This is a genomic window from uncultured Ligilactobacillus sp. (assembly GCF_948826705.1).
Taxonomy (GTDB): Bacteria; Bacillota; Bacilli; order Lactobacillales; family Lactobacillaceae; genus Ligilactobacillus.
This window is the reverse complement of the sequence record NZ_CAQLEL010000032.1, coordinates 1-10,062: the sequence shown is the minus strand read 5'-3', so window position 1 is coordinate 10,062 and position 10,062 is coordinate 1. Positions and strand designations below refer to the sequence as shown.

The following is a 10,062-nucleotide window of genomic DNA, read 5'->3' as shown; positions in this document are numbered from 1 at the left end:
GAAAACAGAAATCTTAACAAGCCGACTTTGGTGATATCGCCGAGATGCTCCACAATATCCACATTCAGGATATATTGGAGACATTGCTCATGAAGCGAGGCGGCGGCAAGGCCGGCGTCGTTGACATAAGCGGCGAGGGCGTCGGGATTTACAGCCGGGATAATTGACACTGAGGCAAGAGCATAGGCCACCCACATGAGCATGCCAAGGAGCAAGGCTGTGGCCGACTTGTCGATTTTAATAGGATGTTCGAGGGCTATGCCGAGATAACCCACCACAAACAGCAAAATAAGGAAAGGCAACATAGATAGAAAAAAAGCGAAACGATTAGTACCTGCAACTAAGATTGGAGCGGCGGCTTAGATTTTCATGGATATATTTTCTGCCGGGAAACGTATTCACCACCACATTGCAAAGTTAGTCATTCTTTTTTTCTATTACAAATAATTTCGGAAATTTTTCCGTAATTAAATTTTTCGCCGTGTCGCACAATGATTTGCACGGCACGGCGAGTGTATTTTTTATCGCAAATTCAGCGACGGGAGGCGGCGGGGAGGGTGCGGAGGAAATTGGAGAGCTGGGCGCCCATGATTTGATGCTGGGCGGCGGAGGGGTGCATGTCGGCGCCATAGCCGAGATAGTCCATGTGGGGGAGGAAATTGAGGCAATAGGTGTTGGCGTCGCCGGCGGCGATGCGGGCAAATGCGGGGCGGATGTCGGCAAGCACTTCGGGGCTGAGCATACAGCCGGAAAGGAGCACGATGGCGGCGTCGGGATAGAGCGCGCGCAAGCGGCTGTGGAATGTGCTCATGGCCTGCTCGTAGAGGGCTATGTCGTAGTCGCCGAGCGAGGTGTCGTTGGTGCCGAGGTTGATGCAGATTATGTCGGGGCTAAACGACGAGTGATCCCACCGGGCCGACGGGTCATAGATAAGGGCGAAAAGAAGGTAGAAAAGAAGGTAGAAAAGAAGGTAGAAAGGAAGGTAGAAAAGAGGGCAGAAAAGAAGGCCTTATGGAGGGATGGGCCAAGGGTGAAAAAAGAGTCGTTTGCGATATGCTTAGTCGATTGACAGCTAAGGGGTATTCCAAACAAGAGGCCATTACTGCAGTCACAGAATTGACCCACTTTACGGAAGAAGAAGTTACTGTTCTTTATGACAAGTTATTTGTAAAGTGATCGAAAAAGGCTCACGTTGAAAAATTTTCAGCGTGGGCCTTTTTGTGACTTGTCAGTGAGTTAGTCATTTGGTGCTTCGTAAATATTACTTTGGCTTTCAGCATTTGGATCAGAAGCTGGTTGCGTTTGCTTTTGTGTTTGGGTGACTGGTGCAAGCGCATCATTGAGACGTCCGATCGGGTCATAAGCCCACAAGAAGAGGCTGATGACCACTAAATTGAATAACGTAAAAGCTAACCACCAATTGAATAAGGAATGCATAATACCATTAGTCGTAGCTTTTGCCTTGAGATAGGCGTGTCTGTACGGATCATTTTCTGGTTCCATTTGGTTCATCCTTTCTTATATGTTATAAAGTTATTTTTACTCAAAAATAGATTTTTCACAACTAAGATCATCAATTTTATTCAGCCTCATAGATATCACTTGTATCAGTATTATCTTCTGTAGTTTCGAGTGTAGTGTAACGTTGCTGTTGGGGGTTGTGTTTGCTGGATCGTTGTATTGAGAGTTTCAGTCACCCGTCCGACAGGGTCAACGATGATCCAGAAAAACCACAGTATCAAACAAGTGATAATGATATGAAAGAGACCAAAGATCAAATACCAGATAAAAGCTGAACATAAAATACCACTAGTCGTAGCTTTGGATTTCAAATAACGTTCTCTATAGGGGTCGATATCTCTTTTCATAAGGATCATCCTTTCTATATGGTGCAGTATCCAATTGCCCACACTTCTATTGTTGTGTTCCAGAATGCGACTTTTAGGCAAAATGCGCCTCAAAGCTGCGATGCGGTTATTTCTACGAAGTTACCCGTATTCTTTTGCACTGTGATATAAAAAAACCTCCGCAAGGGGAGTGCGGAGGAAAAAAGGAGTATGTTTACCTAGTAGCAAGGGGGGCTGACTAGGTAATGTTTCAGCTATAGGACTACACCTGTGTGATGTTTTGCTCTAGCTTATGGTTATAGTATAGGCGCTTAAGATAAAGAAAAAGTAATCGTTTTCTTAAGGATTAGATACAAAATACTTAAAAATATATAAACAATAAATTTTTATACTAAATTTGTTGAAATAAATATCTGATAGGTATTTTATTGATGATGGCCCAACTTTACCAATCGGCTTTAAAAGCTGTAACGTATGCTACCATTAGCTCGTGTCGTTCTTTAGCGATCGCTTTAGCTTCAGCAGTGTTCAACATATCCTTGATCTTGAATAATTTCTCGTAAAAATGATTGATGATCGTTTCATTTGAGAGATCACGATAGGCCGTTTTATCGAGTTTTTTTCGAGGTGGCATAGCGGGATCGTAGAGCTTTTCTTCATGACGCGCACCATAATAAATGGCGCGGGCGATCCCGATCGCACCGATCGCATCTAACCAATCGGCATCTTGAACGATCTGACCTTCGAGACTAAGCTCTTGTTTGCCTGCTAAAGAGTGAGAAAACGACATCTTACTGATGATCTCCATGATGTGATCTTGATCACTTTGACTCACTCTTAAAGCCTGCATTTGTGCAATAACACTGGCTTTAGCTTGGTCAATATCGGTAAATAATTTCTCATCGATAACATCATGCAATAAAGCGGCTGCTTGGACTACAAAGCTATTACCGCCGAGTTTTTTATTTAAGGTACGGGCCATTTTGACAACGCGCTCAATGTGCGCCATATCGTGACCTGTGTGATCGTGAGAAAGTTTTTCATAAGTGTAGGTATGAAGCTGTGTTAATTGTTGTGTTTGATCCATTTGAACGACCTCGTTTATTTTTTAGTGAAACTATGCTTGATAAATTCGAATAAGAAATCTAAGCTATATGGAGTGAAGAAGGCATCTGAACTCAAAGTCGCCCCTTCAAAGTTGAATAATGAAACTTCACTTCCGCGAGACTGGATAGTTGATAAGAGCTCAGTTGCTTGTTTATCAGTCAGCGTATTGTCTGCGGTACCGTTTAAGATCAAAATTGGTGGTAATTTTTGGGTATTTTGTAAGAGCAACTCACTGAGAAACGGTCCTGAAAAAGGGCGTGGTGTCAGCGACGCTTCTAATAGTAACCCTCCCTTATAACGTAAAGGTGAACGTCTGACATCTTCATCATTTGCCCGTTGTTGCCCCTGTTCTAGGATACTCAAACTGCTCAAATATCCTCCTAGACCTTCGCCAAATAGTAAATAGCGATAAGGATCAAGAGCGTATTTGAAGGCATGATCGAGTAAAAAGCGGGTGGCTGAGTGGATATCTTTGACCATGGCAGTAACATCAGTATTGGTACGGTATGAAACTAGGGCTACAGCATAGCCACGTTTAGCGATCTCTAGCATTTGTGCAAAACGTTCATCGATCTTGACCACATTTTGTTCATCGATATCAGGAACATAGATGAGTAAGGGAAAATGAGCTTTAACGTTTGGGGGGATCGAGGGAGTGATGAGATTTAACGTTAAGGGACGGCCGTCTTTAAAGGCATAGATAAGATTGGTCTGGATCTTAGGGTAGCGTGGGACAAGTGGTTCATTGAAATTGATGATACTATTTTGTTCCATATTAAAATCCTCCAAATTTAAGCTTGATTTGCGGGGGCGAGACTTGTATTTCCGCATTAAATAAATTACTATTATAATAGCACGTGAAACATATAAATCAAACAATGTTTCACAATTAGATCAGATAAGGGGAACAAATGACACCAGAAGAATTTAGAGCGGCATTGGCGAAGCAGGGAGTAAAACTTTCTGATGAGCAAATGCAACAATTTCAAACCTACTACGAATTTTTAGTTGCCACAAATGAACACGTCAACTTGACTGCGATCACCAAACAAGACGAGGTCTATTTAAAGCACTTCTATGATTCACTTTTACCGGCGCTTGAAGTCAAAGATCTCCAAACACATCCTCTTAGCATCTGTGATGTTGGTGCGGGGGCAGGGTTTCCATCGATCCCACTTAAGATCGCATTTCCGAATTTAAAGGTCACGATCGTTGATTCTTTGAATAAACGGATCAAATTTTTAGAAGAATTATCCCAGAAATTAAACTTAACAGATACGTATTTTTATCATGCTCGGGCGGAAGAATTTGCTGGTAAAAAGAGTGGAGCTCGTGAAAGTTTTGATGTCGTAACGGCACGTGCTGTCGCGCGTTTATCGGTCCTAAGTGAGTTTTGTTTACCATTAGTCAAGTTAAATGGGCGTTTTATCGCATTAAAGGCGCAAAAAGCAAATGAAGAATTAGCGGATGCTAAGTATGCAGTGGCTACACTTGGTGGTAAAATTGAGGAAGATATCCAGACCGCTTTACCTAAGAGTGATGAGACACGGCATATCATCGTGATCTCAAAGAAAAAACCAACGCCAAATAAATATCCGCGCAAGCCAGGCACACCAGCTAAGCAGCCTTTGCAGGCGCCCCAAGGGAGGAAATAAAAATGGCATTTTCATTTTTTAAGAAGAACAAAGAAGAAGAACCAAACGATAAAAATCGGGTCCAAGAGATCGAATTGAGCAAGATCGTGCCTAATCAAAACCAACCACGGACGATCTTTAGTGAAGAAAGTATCGCTGAATTGGCAGATACGATCTATGATCACGGTTTATTGCAACCGATCGTTTTGCGTAAGTTAGATGATGAACAATATGAGATCATTGCTGGTGAAAGACGTTTTCGGGCAGTAACTAAGCTCGGTTATGAAAAAGTTCCAGCGATCGTACGTGAGATGAGTGACGCTGAATCAGCTTCTTTAGCGATCATTGAAAACTTACAACGTGAAGGTTTGACGGCAGTTGAAGAAGCTAAAGCTTACGCTCATTTGATGCAGTTAAACGAATTGACGCAAAAACATTTAGCTAAAGAAATGGGTAAAAGTCAAGGGTTTGTAGCGAACAAATTACGCTTGTTGAAGTTACCGACACAAGTTCAAGATGCTATCTTAGACCGTTCGATCACTGAACGTCATGGTCGGAGTTTATTGACGGTCGAAGATGAAGCTACTCAATTAGAATTATTAGCTCAGATCAAGGAAAATGATTGGTCGGTCAAAGAAACAGAAGCTGCGATCGCAGCCTTGAACCAGCCAAAACCGGCAAAGAAGAAAAAAGCTAAGACGACCACAAAGAATGTGGCACCTAACCAAAAAGTTGCTGTCAACACTGTGAAAAAAGCGGTCCAAATGGTTGAAAAATCAGGCGTTAGAGTTAATGTGACCGAAGAAGATACAAAAGAGTTCCATCGCATCATTATTGATATTCCAGTCGCTAAAGACTAGGGGGGATAATTTTGGGAAGAGTTATTGCATTAGCAAATCAAAAAGGTGGCGTTGGTAAAACGACCACCAGTGTTAATTTGGCTGCCAGTCTTGCTGACCTCGGGCAAAAGGTGTTATTGATCGACATGGATGCCCAAGGAAATGCAACGAGTGGGATCGGGATCGATAAAGGACAGATCAAACAAGATGTTTATGATGTATTAGTCAATGAAGTCGAGCTAGAAGATGTGATCTTACATACCAAACGCGATAAGTTAGACGTTGTTCCAGCAACGATCCGGTTATCTGGAGCTGAGATCGAGTTGGCCTCACAGTTTGCGCGTGAGAAACGTTTGGCTGATGCATTGGTCTTGATCAGGGATGAATATGATTTTATCTTGTTGGATTGTCCGCCTTCACTGGGCTTATTGACGATCAATGCCTTTACGACATGTGATTCGATCTTGATCCCAGTGCAAAGTGAGTACTATGCTTTAGAAGGCTTGAACCAATTAGTCAATACGATCAAACTAGTGCAAAAACACTTCAATCCTACTCTAAAGATCGAGGGCGTTTTGATGACAATGCTTGATTCTAGAACTAATCTAGGCAATCAAGTCGTTGCCGAAGTGAAAAATTTCTTTGGCGACACAGTTTATCAGACAGTGATCCCTCGGAATATCAAGTTATCAGAAGCTCCAAGTTATGGTATGGCGATCGTTGATTACGATCCAAGATCTAAGGGAGCTTTAGCTTATGAAGCTTTGGCAAAGGAGGTTTTGGCGACTGATGCCAAATAAGAAAAACAAAGCCTTAGGGCGCGGGCTAGAAGCTTTATTTTCGACTTTTGAAGAGGATGCTCAAGCCGAAGAAAATGTGATCGAACTAAAGATCGATGAGATCCGGTCAAATCCTTATCAACCACGGAAGATCTTTGACGAAGCTGGGTTAGCAGAACTAGCTGAATCGATCAAACAACAGGGTGTCTTTCAACCGATCATCGTACGTTCATCAAGTGTGATGGGTTACGAATTGATCGCGGGCGAAAGAAGATATCGGGCTTCCAAGCTAGCTGGCAAAAAAACGATCCCAGCGATCGTGCGTCAGTTAGATGAAGAAGAGATGATGGAGATCGCGGTGCTAGAAAATCTTCAGCGTGAAGACCTCACACCTTTAGAGGAAGCTCAAGCATACAACACGCTGATGGAAAACTTGCATTTGACCCAAGCTCAAGTTTCAAAACGCTTAGGGAAGTCACGACCTTATATTGCTAACTATCTGCGGTTGTTGAGCCTACCACAAGAAGTCAAGGCAATGTTACAAGAAGGGCAATTGTCGATGGGACAAGCCCGGACCTTATTATCATTAAAAGACAAGAAAAATTTGGTCCAGCTAGCTAAAAAGACGGTCAAAGAAAATCTGACCGTTCGTCAATTGGAACAATTAGTCAGTGAACAAAATGGTGAAAAGCACCATAAAAAAGCTGCTAAAAGAAAAGTTGCTTTAGATCCACATTTGCAAAAGAGTGAAGACTTATTAAAGGAACGCTTCGGGACAAATGTTGCGATCAAAAGCACGGCACGCTCAAAAAAGGGCAAGATCGAAATTTCGTATTTATCAATGGATGATTTGAACCGCATTTTGGATATTTTAGATATTCATTTAGATTAAGTGAGGGATGCTTATGTATGAATTGCATGATATCGTTGAAATGAAAAAGGCTCACCCCTGTGGCGTCAATCGCTGGGAGATCATTCGCATGGGGATGGACATCAAGATCCAATGCACCGGCTGCAAACGTTTGATCATGATGCCACGTAAAGAGTTCGATAAGAAGATGAAGAAAGTTTTAGAAAAAGCCGGGGAATAATTTTTTAAGAAAGAGTGGAAAACAAATGGCATTAACAGCAGGTATCGTCGGTTTGCCAAACGTCGGCAAGTCAACACTATTTAACGCGATCACAAAGGCAGGCGCTGAAATGGCGAACTATCCTTTTGCAACGATCGACCCCAACGTCGGGATGGTGGAAGTTCCAGATCCACGTTTAGCCCGGATCGATGAGATCATTCCCGCTAAAAAGATCGTACACACGACTTTTGAGTTTACTGATATTGCTGGGATCGTTAAGGGTGCTAGCAAGGGTGAAGGTCTAGGTAACAAGTTCTTAGAAAATATTCGCCAAGTTGATGCGATCGTGCATGTTGTGCGGGCTTTTGATGATGAAAATATCACCCACGTGGCTAATAAAGTCGATCCTTTGGAAGATATCCAAACGATCAATTTAGAATTAGTCTTAGCCGACCTTGATTCGGTCAACAAGCGCTATGCTCGTGTAGAAAAAGTAGCACGTACTAAGGATAAAGATGCGGTGGCTGAATTTGAAGTTTTAAAGAAGATCAAGCCAGCTTTAGAAGCAGAACGACCAGTGCGTTCACTTGAATTTAACGAAGATGAACAAAAGATCGTCAAGGGTCTATTCTTGTTGACCTCTAAACCAGTGCTTTACGTAGCAAATATTGCCGAAGAAGATATGGCAGATCCAGAAAGTTCCAAATACTACCAACAGATCAAAGAATTTGCGGAAAATGAGGGTTCGCAAGCTTTGGCTGTTTGTGCGCGAACTGAAGAAGAGATCGCTGAAATGGATGACGACGAAAAGCAAGAATTCTTGGAAATGGAAGGTGTCGAAGAATCTGGGCTTGATCGTTTGATCCGGGCTTCTTACAAATTACTTGGCTTGGCAACGTTCTTTACTGCTGGTGGTAAGGAAACTAGAGCTTGGACTTTTAAACAAGGAATGAAAGCTCCACAAGTTGCTGGTGTGATCCACTCTGACTTTGAACGTGGCTTTATCCGCGCTGAAACGGTCTCATTTGCTGACCTAGATAAGTATGGTAGCATGCAAGCTGTTAAAGAAGCAGGTCGCTTGCGCCTTGAAGGTAAAGCATATGAAGTTCAAGATGGTGACATCATCGAGTTTAGATTTAACGTTTAAGCGATAGGGGGAAAAGTTCATGGCAGAAAGTAAACGCAATGAAAAAGCAGCACAACAGCAACAAGCGCGTGCTAAAGAAGTTGAAGTGACGATGCGTGATGGAAAGTTTTCCGGTCTGACCAAGCGTAATGAAGATTACCTTTTCCACTTGGATAAGGCTTTGACCGAAAGAAATTATGATCCAGAACAAAAAGAACAAGTTTTAAATGAAATGTATCAAGAGTTAAAGGAGAAACAAAAGCAAGGTATTGTGGCAACTAAGCTTTACGGTACGGTCACCGAAAAAGCAGAGTTGATCATCAATGGACCTAAAAAATCAGAAGCTCCTACTGAATTACCTAAGTTTTGGATCTTAGCTTTGGATAACGGCTTGATCATGTTTATCATGTTCTGTATCATGTATACCTTATTAGGCGTCTTTTCGCCACAACAAGCTGATGTCAGTGGTGGCTGGATCACCTTGTTAGCAACTTCAACGATCGCTGGGGTCGGCTTAGCGTTCTTCTATCGTAGTATGCTATCAGCCCGCAAAGAAAAGGGTAAAAAGCGCTGGATCAAGACTTTACTGATCACATTAGAATTGATCTTGATCTGGGTCGTTGCTTTTGGGATCATCAGCTTTATCCCAGTTTCGATCAATCGTACGATGGAACCGATCGTTTATGCTATCTTAGCTGGTTTAGGGTACTTGGTAAGACGTTATCTAAAGAAGAAATACAATTTCAGAAGTGTAATGTTTTAGTAAAAAGAGTGTTTGATAATGCGGTCAGCGCCGTATAAATAGCAAGGGCACCACTGTGATGCAAAAAGTGTATCATAGTGGTGCCCTTACTATTTACTACGTTTCATTGCCAGCGGTAGCTATATTTTGTGTATGCTTAGACAAACTATTATTGACCTACGCTAGAATTGCTAGTGTAGGTTATTTTTATAAAAATATTGGATGTTAATGAAGATTAGTGTTAAAATTTCATTCAAAAACAATGTGTTTTAAGTAAGAAAGAGGAAAATTATTGAGCAAATAAGGAATTAAGAGACACTATGCAAAGAAAATACAAGTTAGTAGTTGTTGTGATCCTTGGTTTATTTTTGATAGGAGGAGCTAGTATGGCGATCATCAAGGGAGTAGAACATTTGCGGATCGAAAGACAAAAACGTCAAAAAGCCGAGTCGATCAAGGAAAGTAAAAAAGAAGTCAAATTCCGCATATAGATCCAACATCAGCGAGATGCATCTATTCCGCGAGATAGAGAAAAAGTTCTTGTTCTTTAAGATGTTAGAATAATATTTTATGCAGCAGTTGTAGGCAACAAAATATGCCTTTTCTTGCTTCAGAGAATCACAGCCCCTCCAAGTATCAATAATACTTGCGTGTTTCAAGATATAACTCTCGTCTTCTATTTTTATATATTCCGTGTAAATATGCCGAAGCTGAAAAAAGTTGAGAATGGGGTGTATCAGATGGAACTGTCATGGAACCGGCACACCCGGTATGATGCAAAGGAAGTTACCCTTGCCAGGGATATCTTTATGAATGGGTTGCCAGTGGGGAAGGAGGACTGACGTGGCAAAAAGAAGAAATGTGGCAGATCAGGCAGCAGAACAGCCTGCCAGGTCATCTGCTGAAAGAAAATTTCCG

At 41.9% G+C, this 10,062-nt stretch carries 14 protein-coding genes; 8 read left to right on the top strand and 6 right to left on the bottom strand.

Annotated features, from left to right (window positions below; translation table 11 throughout):
• The coding region (locus Q9Q35_RS01750) for a hypothetical protein (RefSeq protein WP_304651866.1) at nt 1–305 on the bottom strand (305 nt) is incomplete at its 3' end.
• A gap of 227 nt (nt 306–532) precedes the next feature.
• On the bottom strand, nt 533–874 hold the full coding sequence (locus Q9Q35_RS11950; RefSeq protein WP_370648873.1) for a hypothetical protein: 342 nt from the start codon (nt 872–874) through the stop codon (nt 533–535).
• A gap of 179 nt (nt 875–1,053) precedes the next feature.
• Between Q9Q35_RS11950 and Q9Q35_RS01740 the strand changes: the two genes are divergently transcribed.
• A complete protein-coding gene (locus tag Q9Q35_RS01740) occupies nt 1,054–1,176 on the top strand; it encodes a hypothetical protein (protein WP_304651864.1) in 123 nt (40 codons plus the stop codon).
• A gap of 60 nt (nt 1,177–1,236) precedes the next feature.
• Here Q9Q35_RS01740 and Q9Q35_RS01735 read toward each other — a convergent pair whose 3' ends face one another.
• From Q9Q35_RS01735 to Q9Q35_RS01720, 4 genes are all read right to left on the bottom strand, one after another.
• A complete protein-coding gene (locus Q9Q35_RS01735) occupies nt 1,237–1,503 on the bottom strand; it encodes a hypothetical protein (RefSeq protein ID WP_304651863.1) in 267 nt (88 codons plus the stop codon).
• Nucleotides 1,504–1,613: 110 nt separating this feature from the next.
• Entirely contained in the window at nt 1,614–1,868 is a 255-nt protein-coding gene (locus Q9Q35_RS01730; protein ID WP_304651862.1) for a hypothetical protein, read from the bottom strand.
• A 424-nt stretch (nt 1,869–2,292) separates the two neighbouring features.
• Entirely contained in the window at nt 2,293–2,934 is a 642-nt protein-coding gene (locus Q9Q35_RS01725) for an HD domain-containing protein (RefSeq protein WP_304651861.1), read from the bottom strand.
• Between the two features lie 14 nt (nt 2,935–2,948).
• A complete protein-coding gene (locus Q9Q35_RS01720) occupies nt 2,949–3,728 on the bottom strand; it encodes an alpha/beta hydrolase (RefSeq protein ID WP_304651860.1) in 780 nt (259 codons plus the stop codon).
• 137 nt (nt 3,729–3,865) lie between these two features.
• On the opposite strand from Q9Q35_RS01720, the gene rsmG reads away from it, so the two are divergent.
• Genes rsmG through Q9Q35_RS01685 form a run of 7 tightly spaced genes read left to right on the top strand, consistent with a single transcriptional unit; the run spans nt 3,866 to nt 9,165 of the window.
• On the top strand, nt 3,866–4,609 hold the full coding sequence (gene rsmG / locus Q9Q35_RS01715; protein WP_304651859.1) for a 16S rRNA (guanine(527)-N(7))-methyltransferase RsmG: 744 nt from the start codon (nt 3,866–3,868) through the stop codon (nt 4,607–4,609).
• A 2-nt stretch (nt 4,610–4,611) separates the two neighbouring features.
• Entirely contained in the window at nt 4,612–5,448 is an 837-nt protein-coding gene (gene noc / locus Q9Q35_RS01710; RefSeq protein WP_304651858.1) for a nucleoid occlusion protein, read from the top strand.
• 11 nt (nt 5,449–5,459) lie between these two features.
• Nucleotides 5,460–6,227: a ParA family protein gene (locus Q9Q35_RS01705; RefSeq protein ID WP_304651857.1), complete on the top strand. Its 768-nt coding sequence runs from the start codon at nt 5,460–5,462 to the stop codon at nt 6,225–6,227.
• On the top strand, nt 6,217–7,098 hold the full coding sequence (locus Q9Q35_RS01700; RefSeq protein WP_304651856.1) for a ParB/RepB/Spo0J family partition protein: 882 nt from the start codon (nt 6,217–6,219) through the stop codon (nt 7,096–7,098). The genes Q9Q35_RS01705 and Q9Q35_RS01700 overlap by 11 nt, the downstream gene beginning before the upstream one ends.
• A gap of 13 nt (nt 7,099–7,111) precedes the next feature.
• Entirely contained in the window at nt 7,112–7,297 is a 186-nt protein-coding gene (locus Q9Q35_RS01695) for a DUF951 domain-containing protein (protein ID WP_010688392.1), read from the top strand.
• A gap of 25 nt (nt 7,298–7,322) precedes the next feature.
• Nucleotides 7,323–8,423 carry a redox-regulated ATPase YchF gene (gene ychF, locus Q9Q35_RS01690; protein ID WP_304651855.1) on the top strand — a complete coding sequence of 367 codons (1,101 nt, stop codon included), beginning with the start codon at nt 7,323–7,325 and terminating at the stop codon, nt 8,421–8,423.
• A gap of 19 nt (nt 8,424–8,442) precedes the next feature.
• Nucleotides 8,443–9,165 (top strand): DUF1129 family protein, encoded by a 723-nt coding sequence (locus Q9Q35_RS01685; RefSeq protein WP_304651854.1) that lies wholly within the window; start codon nt 8,443–8,445, stop codon nt 9,163–9,165.
• Nucleotides 9,166–10,062: the final 897 nt, after the last annotated feature.